This is a genomic window from Pseudomonas sp. E102 (genome assembly GCF_052660185.1).
This window is the reverse complement of sequence record NZ_CP084025.1, coordinates 4,604,123-4,618,694: the sequence shown is the minus strand read 5'-3', so window position 1 is coordinate 4,618,694 and position 14,572 is coordinate 4,604,123. Positions and strand designations below refer to the sequence as shown.

Annotated in this window: 14 protein-coding genes and 2 pseudogenes; 8 read left to right on the top strand and 8 right to left on the bottom strand. The window is 53.2% G+C overall.

Translation table 11 applies throughout. The annotated features are described in order from the left end of the window. The first annotated feature begins 291 nt into the window (after positions 1 to 291). Positions 292 to 702 carry an MbcA/ParS/Xre antitoxin family protein gene (locus DOCECA_RS20890; protein ID WP_445571016.1) on the top strand — a complete coding sequence of 137 codons (411 nt, stop codon included), beginning with the start codon at positions 292 to 294 and terminating at the stop codon, positions 700 to 702. Continuing rightward, positions 702 to 1,379 (top strand): RES family NAD+ phosphorylase, encoded by a 678-nt coding sequence (locus tag DOCECA_RS20885; RefSeq protein ID WP_420766400.1) that lies wholly within the window; start codon positions 702 to 704, stop codon positions 1,377 to 1,379. The genes DOCECA_RS20890 and DOCECA_RS20885 overlap by 1 nt, the downstream gene beginning before the upstream one ends. A 4-nt stretch (positions 1,380 to 1,383) precedes the next feature. Here the strand turns inward: DOCECA_RS20885 and DOCECA_RS20880 are convergent, their stop codons facing one another. After that, a complete protein-coding gene (locus DOCECA_RS20880; RefSeq protein ID WP_445571015.1) occupies positions 1,384 to 2,991 on the bottom strand; it encodes a methyl-accepting chemotaxis protein in 1,608 nt (535 codons plus the stop codon). Between the two features lie 184 nt (positions 2,992 to 3,175). After that, positions 3,176 to 4,132, bottom strand: coding sequence for a LysR family transcriptional regulator (locus DOCECA_RS20875; RefSeq protein WP_445571014.1), 957 nt, complete (start codon positions 4,130 to 4,132; stop codon positions 3,176 to 3,178). Positions 4,133 to 4,230: 98 nt separating this feature from the next. Between DOCECA_RS20875 and DOCECA_RS20870 the strand changes: the two genes are divergently transcribed. Further along, on the top strand, positions 4,231 to 4,977 hold the full coding sequence (locus tag DOCECA_RS20870; RefSeq protein WP_445571013.1) for an SDR family oxidoreductase: 747 nt from the start codon (positions 4,231 to 4,233) through the stop codon (positions 4,975 to 4,977). Positions 4,978 to 5,086: 109 nt separating this feature from the next. Here the strand turns inward: DOCECA_RS20870 and DOCECA_RS20865 are convergent. After that, positions 5,087 to 5,366: pseudogene (locus DOCECA_RS20865) on the bottom strand (DUF3077 domain-containing protein). A gap of 329 nt (positions 5,367 to 5,695) precedes the next feature. Between DOCECA_RS20865 and DOCECA_RS20860 the strand changes: the two are divergent. The 5 genes from DOCECA_RS20860 (at position 5,696) to DOCECA_RS20840 (ending at position 8,455) form a co-directional block, all read left to right on the top strand. Beyond that, positions 5,696 to 5,935 carry a type II toxin-antitoxin system RelB/DinJ family antitoxin gene (locus DOCECA_RS20860; protein WP_027911784.1) on the top strand — a complete coding sequence of 80 codons (240 nt, stop codon included), beginning with the start codon at positions 5,696 to 5,698 and terminating at the stop codon, positions 5,933 to 5,935. Next, positions 5,925 to 6,215 (top strand): type II toxin-antitoxin system RelE family toxin, encoded by a 291-nt coding sequence (locus tag DOCECA_RS20855; protein ID WP_445571012.1) that lies wholly within the window; start codon positions 5,925 to 5,927, stop codon positions 6,213 to 6,215. The genes DOCECA_RS20860 and DOCECA_RS20855 overlap by 11 nt, the downstream gene beginning before the upstream one ends. A 311-nt stretch (positions 6,216 to 6,526) precedes the next feature. Next, positions 6,527 to 6,913 carry a hypothetical protein gene (locus DOCECA_RS20850; protein ID WP_445571011.1) on the top strand — a complete coding sequence of 129 codons (387 nt, stop codon included), beginning with the start codon at positions 6,527 to 6,529 and terminating at the stop codon, positions 6,911 to 6,913. Between the two features lie 565 nt (positions 6,914 to 7,478). Further along, on the top strand, positions 7,479 to 8,201 hold the full coding sequence (locus DOCECA_RS20845; protein ID WP_445571010.1) for a hypothetical protein: 723 nt from the start codon (positions 7,479 to 7,481) through the stop codon (positions 8,199 to 8,201). Between the two features lie 5 nt (positions 8,202 to 8,206). Further along, positions 8,207 to 8,455 (top strand): hypothetical protein, encoded by a 249-nt coding sequence (locus tag DOCECA_RS20840; RefSeq protein ID WP_445571009.1) that lies wholly within the window; start codon positions 8,207 to 8,209, stop codon positions 8,453 to 8,455. A 1,198-nt stretch (positions 8,456 to 9,653) separates the two neighbouring features. Here the strand turns inward: DOCECA_RS20840 and DOCECA_RS20835 are convergent. From DOCECA_RS20835 to DOCECA_RS20815, 5 genes and pseudogenes are all read right to left on the bottom strand, one after another. Further along, positions 9,654 to 10,373 carry a hypothetical protein gene (locus tag DOCECA_RS20835; RefSeq protein WP_445571008.1) on the bottom strand — a complete coding sequence of 240 codons (720 nt, stop codon included), beginning with the start codon at positions 10,371 to 10,373 and terminating at the stop codon, positions 9,654 to 9,656. Further along, positions 10,360 to 10,746 carry a hypothetical protein gene (locus DOCECA_RS20830; protein WP_152618632.1) on the bottom strand — a complete coding sequence of 129 codons (387 nt, stop codon included), beginning with the start codon at positions 10,744 to 10,746 and terminating at the stop codon, positions 10,360 to 10,362. Before DOCECA_RS20830 ends, DOCECA_RS20835 begins: the two co-directional genes overlap by 14 nt. Positions 10,747 to 11,002: 256 nt before the next feature. Next, positions 11,003 to 11,278, bottom strand: coding sequence for a hypothetical protein (locus tag DOCECA_RS20825; RefSeq protein ID WP_445571007.1), 276 nt, complete (start codon positions 11,276 to 11,278; stop codon positions 11,003 to 11,005). Further along, a complete protein-coding gene (locus tag DOCECA_RS20820) occupies positions 11,275 to 12,255 on the bottom strand; it encodes an integrase domain-containing protein (RefSeq protein ID WP_445571006.1) in 981 nt (326 codons plus the stop codon). Before DOCECA_RS20820 ends, DOCECA_RS20825 begins: the two co-directional genes overlap by 4 nt. A 901-nt stretch (positions 12,256 to 13,156) precedes the next feature. After that, positions 13,157 to 14,484 (bottom strand): annotated as a pseudogene (locus DOCECA_RS20815) (tyrosine-type recombinase/integrase). Between the last annotated feature and the right edge of the window lie 88 nt (positions 14,485 to 14,572).

Genomic DNA, 14,572 nt, shown 5'->3' with positions numbered 1-14,572 from the left:
CCTGGCCGGGTCTGGCGGTGCGATGCTGGCTATCATCAAGCACCTTGTCACGCTTGTCGCGGTTTTGTGGCGAAAAGCGCTGGCAGGCGATGATTGGAGCTTATGCGCGATTCTGGATTTTTGCTGGGGCGGCGTGTAGGCCAATTCAATTAACCCGGAATACGGGACGCATCGTGTAGAGAAGCTGACTTTATTACAGTCGATGTTGTACGTTTTTGAATTAAAATTTAATTTTTGTACGCATATGTACTAATCTTCAGATATCAACCTGTAGCAAAGGAGCCAGACCTCATGGCGACCTCTTCGATTACCTTGAGTACCCAGCAACAATTGGACTCCCCGGATGCGGGTCGAGTCGCTTTGAAGTTTTTCTTCAATCTGATGGAGTTGTGGAGCTGCAGCGTCGAGCAGCAGCGCACCTTGTTGGGAAAAGTAGGAAACACGACCTTTTACAAGTACAAGCAGTTACCCGAAAACGTCAGGCTGCCGCGAGACACCCTTGAGCGCATCTCATACCTGATGGGTATCCATAAAGCGCTGAGCATCATTTTCAGCAACAGCCGCGACCGTGTGTATCAATGGGTCAGCAGCCCCAATGCTGCCGCGCCGTTCAACGGTCAGTCAGCGCTGTCGTACATGTTGGCCGGGCGGGTGGTGGATATTGCCGATGTGCGGCGGTACCTCGACGGAGTACGCGGTTGATGGCGCCGCCTCTGGCGGAACCGCAATGGAAACGGGCCTATCGGATCGTCAATAGCAGTTTCCCGCCGATCACCCTGTTTGAAGATGTGCTCGATCCGCAAGACCTCGCCACCGCCTATGCGTTAGAAGCTTTGACCAATGATCGGCTCATGGAAGAAGCCGGCGTGCTCTCCAGGGTTCGTCCTGAAGATCGCGTTTCGGGTCCTGGTTCGTCACCCGTGATGGCGGCATTTACCCATATCGGCAAAAGCAGCCGTTTCAGCGATGGCACGTTTGGCGTCTATTACGCTGCCAGCAGCCAGGAAGCGGCCATTGCCGAGACGTGTTACCACCAGGCTCGGTTCTTGGGGGCGACCAACGAGCCGGACCTGGAATTGACCATGCGTACCTATGTCAACCAGGTCGTCAGACCCCTGCACGACATCCGCCACGATTATCCGCATCTGCACAATCCAGACCCCACGGCCTATGGCCCGTCCCAGGTATTTGCCCGGGAGTTGCGCGCAACCTTGTCCTGGGGGCTTTTGTATAACAGCGTCCGCCTGCCTGGTCACGAATGCATCGCCGCGTTCCGGCCGCCGGCGGTGTCGATTCCGGTGCAGGGCAAGCATATTCGTTATGTCTGGAGCGCCCAGAAACGGGAAATATCGTTTGTGTTTGAGGTAAATCAGGTGTGATAGATCATATCTTGAACTGCTGCACCGAAGCCTGCATCGAGCCTGCGGCATCGTTCAAATGATCTGCCGTTTTCGTCAAATCGTGGATCGAGCGGGTGTTTTCCCTAGACTGCTCGGCGATCGACTCCACCCGTTGGGCCATCTCATCGCTGGCTTTTGATTGCTCGGCGATGGTCTGGGAAATTTCCTCCACCACTTCGGCGGCATGCCGGGCGCCTGTGCGGATTTCACTGATGGAAACCCCGGCCTGCTGTGCCAGGTTCACGCCTTCGTCCACTCGGCTCACACAGGCCTGCATGTTCGCCACCGCATCTCGTGCGCTTGATTGGATGCGCTCGATCATCGCGGTGATTTCCTGGGTGGATTGCGTCGTGCGCGCCGCCAGGTTGCGTACCTCGTCGGCCACCACCGCAAAGCCGCGGCCCGCCTCGCCGGCGCGAGCGGCCTCGATGGCTGCGTTGAGGGCCAGCAGATTGGTCTGTTCGGCGATGCTCTTGATCACCTGGATAATGGAATGGATGTCCTCGGACGATGCATCCAGCACGGTGATTTTGCTGGACGATTGGGCAACCACCTCAGCGATCCGATTCATCCCTTCCACCACGCCAAGGATCACCTGCCCACCGCTGCTCGCCAGTTGTTCTGACTGCGCCGAAATGGTCCGCGCACTGTCGGCGTGTTGATGGATCTGGCTTATGTTCGCCATCATTTGCTCCATGCTCGCCGCCATGCTGGTGGCGCTCTGGGCCTGCTGGTCGGCACTGGAGACAATCTGCCGAGCCGTATCGCCCAGATTCCGTGATGTGCCGTGCAACTCATCGCTCTGGCTGCGGATCGTGGCGATCATTTGCCGCAGGTTGGCCTGCATCTGCTCTATCACCGCCTGCAATTGCCCCAGTTCGTCATTTCCATGAGCGCCCATTGAGCGCTGCAGGTCACCTTGGGAAATGGCCTGGGTATTGAGAATGATTTTATTCAGTGGCGTGAGCACAGCCTTGAGCAGGCTCCACGACAACAACGCCAACGCCACACATGTGGCCAGCAAGGTGATGATCAACCAGCGCTCGGAGGTGTTAATGCTCTGATCTTGAAACTCGCGAGAGGAATGCGCCTGGCTCTCGATCAGTTCACTGACCGCCTCGTTGCGCTCCTCCAGGGCAGAAAATGCCTTGTCGAATTCAATGCGCAACGCCCGGCCATCCTGAGCGCCGCTCAGCGCCTTGCCAATCACTTGCTTCGCTGAGGCAATATAGGCCTCGGCCTGAGGCTTGAGCTCGGAAATGGTCTGGGAAATCGTACCAGGCAACCGCGCCTCGGCGTTTTCGGCAATGACCTTGCGCATCCGCTGTGAGTGCTCATCAAACGCCTCGTTTACTTCCTTTGCGCCTTCGGCATCTCCCGGCGCCACTAGCAAGGCAGCCAACACATCGCCACGTATGGCGTCGTGCATCATGTCCGCCTCCATGTGCTTGCGCATGGCCGAAATACTGGTCTCGTTCTGCACCAGGGCCTCGGTCATGGAGTGATAGCCCCACAATCCGATCCCGCCGAGCAGCAACGCAAAGGAAAGACTGACCAACCCCGAGCCTATGACTTTGGTGCGGATCTTCATCGCTAACTGCTCCTGGAGCGAGATGTCTGGGCAAGTGTAGTCAAGCGCCAGCAGCGTCTTGGGACGGCTCATACCTGAAGCTATCGGCGGGAGAAATGATTGGATGAGCCGGTGGTGAGAGAGCTTGCTCCCGTTGGGCTGCGAAGCCGTCCTTCTTTCCCGCAGTGAGCCGGAAGCAGGCATTTCAGGAAAAGGTCAGGGCGCCCTTCGCGACGATCTCGTCCCATGGCGTAGGGGTAGGAAACAGTTCGTTCAGAAAACCCACGAACGCCTTGACGTTCGGGCTTCCCCGACGGCTCTCCGGCCACAAAGCGGTAATGGAGGAACGGTCGACGGCAAATTGTGGAAACAATGGCGTCAGTTCTCCCCGGGCGACATAGGGTGCGGCAACATAAGTGGGTGAGATGCCGATGCCACCGCCAGCGGCGAGCACCGCAGCCACCGCATCGCTGGCGTCGATGACGATAGATGTGTCGGGTGCGATCTCCACCAATCGATCTCCCACGCTGAACGGCCAGCGCAACGCTTGGCCCGAACTCTGGTAACGAAAATTCACGCAGTCGTGGTCGGCCAGGTCGCTCAGCTCCAACGGCGTGCCGCGTTTGGCCAGGTAGGCGGGTGAGGCAAAGGCACAAATTCGATGTGGGCCCAGCGTGCGGGAGATAAGCCGCGAGTCGGCGAGGTTGCCGACGCGCACGGCCACATCGATGCCTTGCTCGACGATATCGGCAAACTGATCCCCCAGGCGCAGGTCAATGGCGAGCTTGGGGTAGCGTTCGCGAAACCTGGGGATCGCCGGTGCCAAGATGTTCAATCCAATAGGCGGTGGCGCAGTCACTTTCAACGTGCCGGAAGGCTCTGCTCGCGAGGCTACGGCGGCCTGTTCGATGTCTTCCACTTCACGCAGGATCCGCAGCGCCCGTTCGTACAGGTCCCGGCCTTCGACAGTCAGGGTCAGCGAGCGGGTGGTGCGGCTGAACAGACTCAACCCGAAATGCTGCTCGAGCCGTTGCACGCTTTTGCTGATGGCCGACGGCGACACCGACAAATCGCGCGCCGCAGCGGTATAGCTGCCCAAAGAGGCGGCGCGGGCAAAGGCAATGAGACCGGTCAGGCGGTCCAACCCTATCTGTTCCTTCATGGCATTAGTAAAGCGACTTGCGCTCTAATTATCAACGTTGGCGGGAATCTCTAGTCTTTGCCCCACCGACGCCATCCAGGTGTTCAAGGGGATAGACCATGAGCCATTCATTTACCCAACCATTGCCCGCCCAACTGCAGGATCGCACCGTAGTGATATTCGGCGGCACCTCCGGCATCGGTCTCGCCGCCGCGATTCAAGCCAAGGCCGCCGGCGCATCCGTCATCGTGATTGGCTCCAACGCCGAGCGCGCCGAGCAAGCCGCTCTGGAACACAGCCTTGTCGGCTGGCGCGCCGCCGACGTCACCCAAAGCGAAGCCATCTACACCGCCTTGGCGGATATCCCGCAGGTGGATCATCTGGTTCTGTTCGCCGGCACCTTCGTGGCGGGCAAAGTGCTGGACGCAGAAATCGACTACCTGCGCCAGGCGTTCGAAGAGCGCATGTGGGCCTCTGTCCATGCGATCCGCGCGCTCGGGGATCGCTTGTCCAAGGATGGCTCCATCACCTTTATTTCCGGCTGCCTGGCCGACCGGCCCAATGCCCATGGCACCGCGGTGATCGCTGCCGCTTCGGCCGCAATGGAAGCACTGGCCCGCGGCCTGGCCCTGGAACTGGCGCCCGTCCGCGTCAACACGCTGTCTCCAGGCCCGATCGATACGCCTATCTTCAGCAAAGCCTTGGGTGAGGGGCGCGATGCGTACGTTCGCGCATGGGAGCAGGTGCTGCCGCTGCATCGCGTGGGCACGGCCGTTGAAGCAGGCGCGGCTACGCTTTTCTTGATGACTAACACGTTCATGAACGGCGCCACGCTGAACATCGATGGCGGTGCGCGGTTGGTCTGACCCAAACCCGTGGCGAGGGAGCTTGCTCCCGCTGGGCTGCAAAGCAGCCCCTCTTTATCCGCTCAAGCCAATGCTGCCCCATCCAGCGAGCAGCATTGGCCCGCTACCCTTAAACCGGATGACTCCCCGGCGCCTCCAGCACCTTCACCACATCATCAATGACGGCCTTGCTCATATCCTGCAAATAATACGAAGCCCAGGCATACCGATCCGTGCCGCGAATCATCGCCGCTTCCTCGGCGAGGACTTTGGCGACGTGGAGCAGGTCGGAAGCGTGGGATAGGGCTTCGTCAATGGGGATGCCGCTGTTGACGCGGAATAGCGGGGGGTCGGAGTGGTAGGAGAAGGGGGTTAGGCCTGGGGTTTTTGAGGTCTTTGGGATGTGTCATTGCGCACCTCCAAGCGCCAACTGGCGGCGGGTGGCTGGCAACGTGATAAAGCGAGACTGCAGCAGATCCTCGTTTTGTATGTGCGGATCTGCCGAAAACATCCCATAGCTTTAGCGCATAAAAAAAACCGCACGATTTGAGCATGCTGACCAGGTCAACCTAGGCTTGGCGGGTATTCGGCAGCCATTTTAGGTTGCTGGAAAAGGTCGCCAACGTCCCGATAAAAGTATTTGTAACCCTGGATTGGAGATGAATGAGTTCTGGGGCTTGCCGGCCTCAAGCTTTTCCTTCACTGTAAAGACTAACGTCATTACAGCGAGGGCTATCTCATGGCTTCCATCAACGTTCGTATCGACGACGACCTCAAGGCGCGTGCATACCGCGAGCTGGAAAAGCTCGGCGTCACCCCTTCTGAGCTGATGCGCCAAGCTCTGCAGTACGTAGCGGAGCGCGGCCAGTTGCCGTTCAAGCCCGTCCTGATGACCGAGGACGATGAAGCCCTGATCGCAACGGTGCGCGAGCGACTCGCAGCCCCGCAGCGGGTTAAGGTTTCGCTAGATGACCTATAACCTCGAATTCGATGCACGGGCGCTAAAGGAATGGCAAAAGCTAGGGAATACCGTCCGTGAGCAGTTCAAAAAGAAGCTCACGACGATCCTGGCCAATCCGCGCATCGAAGCAAACCGACTGCATGCCTTTCCTGATTGCTACAAGATTAAGCTGCGGAGCAGCGGTTATCGGCTGGTTTATCAGGTGATTGATCATGAGGTCGTGGTGTTTGTCGTGGCCGTCGACAAACGTGAACGAGATCAGGTTTATCGGAAAGCGGCTGAGCGATTAGGTGGTTGAGTTGTCGGTGAGTTGTTGGCCTCATCGCGTGCAAGCTTGCTCCCACAGATTTTTCAGGAATGGACACCCAGAAACAACAAAGCCCCCGCATTTCTGCGGGGGCTTCGTTTTGTATGGTGCGGCACCAGACGAACGGTATGTTTCTGCGGGGCTAGGTTTTTCGGGCGTCTGGAGTTCGCTGGAAAATTCGGCGTACCCCAACTAGTAACTATAAATAAATCAGCTAGTTATGGCGCTCGGTGGAATCGAACTCGGGATTTTTTAAATGTCAGCACATTTTCGATCTGTAAGTAATTTAGAGCCGCATACGAATGTTAAACCTCCTGAGTTCGAACGTTTTCGATCATCCTAGGCAGGAATCCGCCCAAAGCTGCCATGGTGACAGACAGCAGACGACCACGAGCGGAAACTTTGTAGCGAAGCTCAATCCCGCTCAATGGCCACTCTCCGACTTGGATTACACGCTGGTCGCACTAATTCGAACGATCGCCATGATCCCTTCAGTGTTCTCCCAGACATTAATGTCGTCAGGATATGAACGCGGTACAGATCATATTGTACATAACTTCACCGGGATGCTACTCGCCGCTGTCGGTCGTGTTACCGAAAAACTGATAGTCTGCACCTTCGTTTACTCGATCAATTTTGGCTTGGGATCCGGCGGTAAGTTGGTGCTTGAGACCGACCATCTGCCGTGAAATCTGCCAGCTTCAACAACCGGTTACCTTCGCATATGTCAGATCAACGATCTGGTCGTTGGATAATTTTGAGGTAAGGGAGTGAGGTCTATTTTACTGTCAAAGATTGGATTGCCTTGGATCGAGGTTGCCGGTTGAGGTCGACAACCTCGGCTAGTAATGCGGAATTTATACGCAGTACCGCGTCTCTTCACTTTTGCAATACCCAACGAGTGCTCACATGCAGCCTCAATTACCATCCAAACGGAAATTTTCTCTAGATGCGAAAAAACCTCATCGACCGCAGGTTTATATTGTAGTAGATTTTACCAAAATATTTGGCAAGGTTTTGGAACACATAGCATGGATGAGAAACATACAGTTTTCCAAATTTTCACCCCTGCAAATATATGAAAATCAGATAACAACTCGTTGTATGCAGGGGATGAGCTTTGATCAACTTGTGTTAGACGCGTTCGATCAGTTGGCCCCATTTTACACTAGTGAATAAACTGGCAAAAAGACATCAACCAAAACCGCCCAACTTAGTGCGACATACTTAGGCATACAAAGTCAAATCTCCGCAGTGTCTACTATCGAATTCGCAGAAAAGTCAGTACGAATTCTCCCTCCTCAATTAACACTGCAAAATTTAGCTCGCTTTATGGGGCAATCTAAAAGTTGCTGGATACTAGAGGACTTTCACAAAATCAATGAGAGCGACCGGACAAAACTTTCTCAGGCAATGAAGGTGTTTGTTGATATGGCCGGCGAGTACTCCGACCTGAAAATAATTGCGATTGGAGCGGTGGACTCCGCAAGGCAGGTTGTCCAATATGACAATGAAATGCGCACAAGAGTGGCTGAAATCCATGTTCCACTAATGGATGTCCATGAGCTTCAGGATATTATTATCAAAGGAACTAAGTTGATGACCCTACGATTTGACTCTTCATTAACGTCAACCATTAGCCACTATGCGGCCGGACTGCCCTCAATATGCCATGCCCTCTGTCTAAATATTTGCTTGCACTTGGATCTAAATCGTCCAAGCACTGACAATGTCATCATGAAAAAAGCTGCTCTCCAACCAGCCATAAAAATGTACTTGGACGAGGCGTCCGATACTTTGAAAATGGCATTTGAGAAAAACCTAAAACAATCAAAAGTAAAGAAATACAATAATGCCGAGTTAATAGTCAAGGCACTTTCCGAACTGCCACAAGAGGGCGGAACTCGCGCCGACATCTTCAAAATGATTACAAGAAATGAAAAGACTACCCGCAAGGAAATCTCACAAAATATCTAAAGCAAATGTGTAAAACTGCCATCACACCATTAATTCGCTCCAGCGAAAACTCTGGAAAATATGCTTTCATCGATCCGCTTTACCGAGCATTTGCGATTGCGCTTTATTCTAACACCCAAAACCAACTCGCACATGAACTGATAAATTGGAATGCAGCGATTGCAGAGTTTATCAAGAATTTCGATGCCGAAGAATTAACAAAAAGCATTACAAAAACTATAAACATTAACCTGCACAGCAAGCTTCGTACTTAGAGTGAAAAACGGGGAAAACTTATTTCTGAAAATAAATCAGTCCCATTTTCCACTGATTGACGATACCCGAGGATACTCGATAGTCCATTCGATCCATTTTTTTTGGACTGAGATCAATCTCTTGAACGTTCTTTCGCTTCTCCGAGTACCGAAAGAAATTAAAGTGTTACCGAGGTCAAAAAAGATACTGTGAGAACAGCACCTCAGAGGGGGCCGATTAATAATCCTGCCAATGGCTTAGTGAATCTATAGGAACTCGAATTATCGGTCTTCGAAGAAGTCTTCCTAGCGCCAGCTCGAACCGGACCCAAGGTGACTCGCATATGCAAGGTGAGTCGATAACAAGAATCAAGTGGCAACGAATTATTGCTATAACTACGCCAAGTTGTTGATGTTTTAGTTTGTCCTGTTCCAAGGCGTGTATGAATGGCTCCGATGTACTTTCAAGATGAGACTTCAATCGCAATAACAGTTTTTTAGTTACCAATCCATCGCGCTGAGTATAGCTAACGAAGATTTTCATGAAATTATTTTGGTGTAAAAAAGTATCCAGATCGAAAAATCAATAACTATCATTAAGAAATATAGCCACATTGAATGATTTAAACATGCCTTTCTAACCTGGATGAATTGAGATAGTCCAGTTCTATTCTTTTCAATAAACGGATGGCCGATAGACATTATTGATTTATTATTACTTCTTTTGGCGATATCACCACGTATCTCCTCCATCTTCACTCGCAGCTTTGATTGGTAGTAATACGCCACCGAATCCAAAAACCAAAAGCAGAGTGGTATAAGCAAGGCGGCGACGAATATTGAGTGGTCTAAGGCTGAGTTACCAGAGCTATCTTTCGTGAAAGATGCGATGATGCCTACTACTATAAACTCTATGGACACGCAAAGTTTTTTAGATTCGAAGCAGAATCCGCTTATCTGGGAGACAGCTGAGTGCAATTGATCTACCATTTTCCAATCTAGTTCGTCTTCGAGTGACTTGCTGTAGCGTACTTTAGTATTGCTCATTAGCGTGCTGCCACTTTTCAATATAGGAGAGATAGCATTTGAATTTAGGTGTGGTCGGAAATGCTCTAGATGATTGCTCTTGGTAGAGAGCGGATGGTTGTGAATGACCACCATCGACAAAAGCTATCACCCGCTAAAGCGTTAGCTAAGGTCGATAGAGTCAACAACGACGTTAGCTCTCAATGAGCATTCGGGTAAGTGCTTGGTGCAATCCTCTTTCCAACTCTTCCGGTGTCTTCCATAGCACTAATTTTTGCGATCTAAGATCAAACGGGATATCATCCAAACCTGAGGCTAGAATTATCACACCTTTGCCGAGAGCATGTGCTATTCCAAGCTCGTAAAATACGTTAGGGTTTCTGCCGTCGATATTTGCGATAATAATTCCGGCAGTGGTCATTTCTCTTAGTATATGAGAAAGAATGCCGCCTTGAATAAACTGTTCGTCACCGCGAGTGCAAGATAATCCGACATTCTGACAAGCGCCGCTTATCAGTCGATATGTTTCCTCAAATCGTGGGTGGAATGGCGTTAGAACGAAAACTTTCTTTTTGTCAATTTTTAAAGTTTCCAGGCTAATTCCTGAAGCTGCTAAAAACTTCCTTCCGCTCAAGTCTTGTGTAGCTGCTGATTTATCTGATTCAGACTTTGAAAGGAAATCCATCACTAAGTGATTTACTTGTGACCAGCGCTCTGGATCTGCTGTAAGGCGATCTGTATTGTGATAGATTTTTTCTTCAAGGTTACGACGCATGGCTTCGATTTCAATGCGTCTTTTTTCGTCATTGTATTTAGAGTCTTTTAACTTTAATGTTGCATTAAACATCCCGTATATAAATGCCATCATTGTCAGAGACAGAGCAATAATACTGTAGATATCACTGGCCGCCATTTGCATTTCCCATTACAAGGTTAACTGAATTAACGAGTGCAAATATTGCCATGAGGTAATTCGCACCTGCCAAGCAGACAACTGATTTAACGTGGCCTACATCAAAGTATTTGATGGATCTACGCCAAAAAAAGACAATGAATATTGCTGCAAACATATAAAATGCAAACCATGCCATTCCCTCTCGAGGGTTTCCAGTTGGGGATATTGTGAATCCCACAACTAAAGATATCGCTAGGAATGTAATGTCAACAGGAAGTTCAAGGGTGCTCTCGATCGCCTGTGGCATTGTTGTAGAGCGATCTATAAACAGTTTGAGCATAAATGAAAGCCCGAGAACAATTGCTGGCATAAATAATTCAAGTCTATCCAAGCGAGATCCTCTTTGTAATTGGTTTAAAGCAAACGACTGAAAGCTTCGATGGCATGTAGTGCTTCATTTGTTATGACAAGGTAGAGCTTTGAAACTAAGAACCACCGCAACTCTCCAGTGCAAATTTTCAAATTTTTTGGGAGTGCGCCGAGGGTAGCGTGTCGAGGGGACCAAAGGCAACCAAGCAGCGCAGGGAATATGGGGATCTAAAGGTTTTATTGCGAAAATCCAGTTTTGGCCTGTAGGTAACGTAGGTCTAGCGGTTGAACTGCCAAGTTTTTCCTAAGCGCAGAGTGATCAGATCTGTGGTCAGCAGGTAGTAGTAGCGCGTCGACTCAGCGTGCTGGTTTACTTGACGGGTTAGAAACCACAAAAGATGTTTTCGCCGCCAAGACCACGGATTGTCTCGGTGCCAGCGCTCAGCGATCGCTGTTTGGATAGCCTTCGCCTGACGCAGGTGGCGTTGGCGGGTGGTGTGCGATCCGGTCAGGACGCCCATCAGGAACAGCTCCATATCGAATGGCTTGCTCATGCTGGGCCACCGATGTACGCCGATACCACGTCGATACGGCCGTGTCCGAGCTCATAGCTGATTTGTAAGCGTGCCTCTCGATCAAGGCGTGGATTGAGGCGCCTGCACCTGCCACCGTTGATGGGCGCGAGATGATGGGTGATTTGCTCATAGCGTTTGCACGCATAGGCTGCCCGCAATTCGTGAAAGCCTTTGAGTTTGTGCGTATGGAGGATATCTCGGGCGGGGCGGACGATCCCCTGCAAGAAATCGAGGTAGCTTTCGTTCGGTGCCAGCAGGTTGCGGCCACCATTGGGCGAAACCTGTTCGGCAAATCTCAGAGCTTCACGAATATGATCATCCACCGTAATCCAACGAGGCGCGGAGGCACCTGAGCGGCCCCCTTTGGTGCCGTCCTGGATGTTGATCTTGCCGAATTGTTCAGCTTCACGTTTTAGACGGGGAAGGTCGGCCAAAATCGCCTCGCGCAAGCGCATACCGATGGCTCGCGCTAACTGAGCGATGGCCGCGGCGCGCGGCTGCTGGTTTTCGCAAAGCACCTCTACGACCCGCTTCACCTGTTCGCGGTCTTGGCACTGCGGCACTGAACGACGAACACTGGTGCGCCGCATTCCTAGCGCCTTACTCGGGCTCGGCACTTTCATATACTGATCACCACGAAGCGCGGCCATGGTCCGATTCACACTGGACAACCGGTTTTGCGCTGTGGCGATGGCGAGCTCACCTTGTTCAACTTGCTGACGCAGATGTCCGGCGTAATCCAGCAAGGTCTGCCGATCAATCTGCCGCGCGTCGTTAAGCCCGGGTCCATCCTCCGATTGACACCAGCGCACAAACGCCTGCCAGCGATCACTGTGCGCCTTGACCGTGCCGTAATGCCCGCCGCCAAACATGTCCCGCAATGCCTGTGGCCCGGCATAACTCAATTGCCGGCCATAGCCAAAATTCCGCCCATCCCTTTTGCCTACCAATGCCATGATCAAACTCCTCTCGAAGCCAAACCCTTAAAACCTTCCCCACGTCATCCCGCCAAGAATGTTGAGTGTTGTCAGGGATCAAGGCCCCTGCGGCCTGTGAGGGTTATCCACTAACGCGGGACTGGCGGCTCCTTACGACCGGGAGCTTGGGCATCTCATGATCTGGCCTCCTGAACACTTCCGAAGACGTGGGCGGGTGGAGGCTGCACTGGCTGACGAGACCAGCGCCGCGAGATCCGAGTCAGGTGAAGGCAGTGAGGCGATGACCGGGGCATACCTGACTGTCAGTCAGGTGCAGTCCATTCCGTGGGCTGCGGCACCATCATCTGCATCGCTGTTGCTGGTGACTTCGATGTTTGTCACGCCGATTGTCACGAGGGGAGATGCCGCAATGCCTTGTACGAGGTGGGCTGCAGCAGTGGTAGGAGCGCCCGTCTCTTTCCGGGAGAAAGAGACGGGCGCAGGTTGGCGCAGTGAAATGGCCAAGCGGAAAGGTTGCTGCAGGGCAGCTGGGTAGGAGATGTATTTGCCGCAATGGCAACGATCTGAAGTAGGCATCCATCACATCGCTGTGACCGTGCGAGCCGCCGGACGCTAATCGCACTTTGGGAGAACCACCACGGTGTGGCGTAGCCTTAAAGGTTCTGGCTACCTGGGTTGCTGTCAACGACAGCGCTTTGCCCGATCTTTTCTACGCCTGTGGATAATTCGGGTCAAGGCTGGAATTTTCGGGAACTCTGCGGCTGTGGATGAAATTATCCACCGGTGGAAATTGGTGGTTTTCCACAGACAGTTGCATGGGCTTTAGATTTTTTAAGTGAGGTCCATCCAGACAGGGCGGCTTTGCAGCCCTGTCTGGAGGGACCCGCGTGGAAGGGCGGACTGCGGTGATCTCATTGGCTTACCCACGTTTGGATGCGCCACGGCTATTTTGTAGGGCGGTAATGTTGTCGCCGACGGGGTGAGCGAATTCGTGAGGCGTTACATGGCCGCTGCGATTGGCATCAATGTAGTTGCTCCACCACGCCATGATCAGCCGGCGCTGCTCCAGAAATTCAGCTTTGTGGATGTACGCGGCGCGCACACGGTTGCGTTCCTTGTGGCTCATTTGTCTTTCGATGGCAGCGTCGGTCCATAACCCGGACTCAAGCAGGGCGCTACAGGCCATGGTCCTGAAGCCATGGCCGCACACGTCCTTGCTGGTGTCATAGCCGACGTTGCGGAGCATGGTGTTCACCGTGTTTTCGGACATGGGCTTCCAGTACTTGTGGTCGCCCGGTAGCACCAACTCTGAAAAGCGACTGAGGCTGCGCAGGCGCTCCAGTATTTCGACGACCTGCGGCGACAGCGGAACCATTTGAATGTCGCCGTTCATCTTGGTCCCGCGTGTGGAGTTGCGTACCCCTTCAATCGGTGCGCGTGTATCGGGGATTTCCCACATGGCGCGTTGGAGGTCGAACTCACTCCATCGTGCGAAGCGAAGTTCGCTGGAGCGGACGAATACATGCAACGTCAACAGGACGGCGAGGCGCGTCAGTTCGCGGCCGTTGTAGTTGTCGATACGGTGCAGCAGTTCGGGTAGGCGGTTGAGAGAGAGGGCGGGGCGATGGACTGTGCGCGGCGCGTGAAGCGAGCCTGCCAGATCCAGTGCAGGATTCATGGTGATCTGCCGAGCCCTTTTGGCCCCGCGCATGATGGTGGATAAGTAGTTCTGTACCTTAACGCCACATCCATGGTGCCGCGTTCCTTGATGCGCTGGGTGATCTCTAGCAGGTCATGGGTATCGAGTTCAGCGATGGGTCGTTGGCCGATCAGCGGGAAGACGTGGGTACGCAGTCGGCTCATCACGGTTTTTGCGTGTCCTTCGGTCCAGCGACGGGACATGTCGGCGTGCCACTCCAGAGCAACGGTTTCGAAAAGCAGTGCCGCCCGCTGGGCTACGATCTTGGCCTTCTTCTTTTCTTCCATTGGGTCGAGGTTGTCGAGCAGCAACGCCTTGGCTTCGTCTCGCTTACGTCGTGCGACGGAAAGGGTAACGATGGGGTAATTGCCGATGATGAGCGTCCCTTCCTTGCCGCTGGGCTTGGTGTACTTCAAGCGCCAGGTCTTCACGCCATTGGGTTTGACGAAAAGGTACATGCCGCCGCCGTCGAACAGTTTGTAGGCGCGTTCGCGGGTTTTGGCCGTGCGGCATTGCAGGTCGCTGAGGGGGATCGCTAGACGTGGCATAGGGGTACGCGCTCCTGACCGGGAAATCGCAATACCCCTAACATACCCTCGGGGAAGGGGGATTTTGTTGGATTCCGACAGAGGGTCC

Coding starts and splice junctions, on each gene's coding strand:
- DOCECA_RS20890 (WP_445571016.1), top strand. CDS start 292: ATGGCGACCTCTTCGATTACCTTGAGTACCCAGCAACAATTGGACTCC.
- DOCECA_RS20885 (WP_420766400.1), top strand. CDS start 702: ATGGCGCCGCCTCTGGCGGAACCGCAATGGAAACGGGCCTATCGGATC.
- DOCECA_RS20880 (WP_445571015.1), bottom strand. CDS start 2,991: ATGAAGATCCGCACCAAAGTCATAGGCTCGGGGTTGGTCAGTCTTTCC.
- DOCECA_RS20875 (WP_445571014.1), bottom strand. CDS start 4,132: ATGAAGGAACAGATAGGGTTGGACCGCCTGACCGGTCTCATTGCCTTT.
- DOCECA_RS20870 (WP_445571013.1), top strand. CDS start 4,231: ATGAGCCATTCATTTACCCAACCATTGCCCGCCCAACTGCAGGATCGC.
- DOCECA_RS20860 (WP_027911784.1), top strand. CDS start 5,696: ATGGCTTCCATCAACGTTCGTATCGACGACGACCTCAAGGCGCGTGCA.
- DOCECA_RS20855 (WP_445571012.1), top strand. CDS start 5,925: ATGACCTATAACCTCGAATTCGATGCACGGGCGCTAAAGGAATGGCAA.
- DOCECA_RS20850 (WP_445571011.1), top strand. CDS start 6,527: ATGTTAAACCTCCTGAGTTCGAACGTTTTCGATCATCCTAGGCAGGAA.
- DOCECA_RS20840 (WP_445571009.1), top strand. CDS start 8,207: ATGTGTAAAACTGCCATCACACCATTAATTCGCTCCAGCGAAAACTCT.
- DOCECA_RS20835 (WP_445571008.1), bottom strand. CDS start 10,373: ATGGCGGCCAGTGATATCTACAGTATTATTGCTCTGTCTCTGACAATG.
- DOCECA_RS20825 (WP_445571007.1), bottom strand. CDS start 11,278: ATGAGCAAGCCATTCGATATGGAGCTGTTCCTGATGGGCGTCCTGACC.
- DOCECA_RS20820 (WP_445571006.1), bottom strand. CDS start 12,255: ATGGCATTGGTAGGCAAAAGGGATGGGCGGAATTTTGGCTATGGCCGG.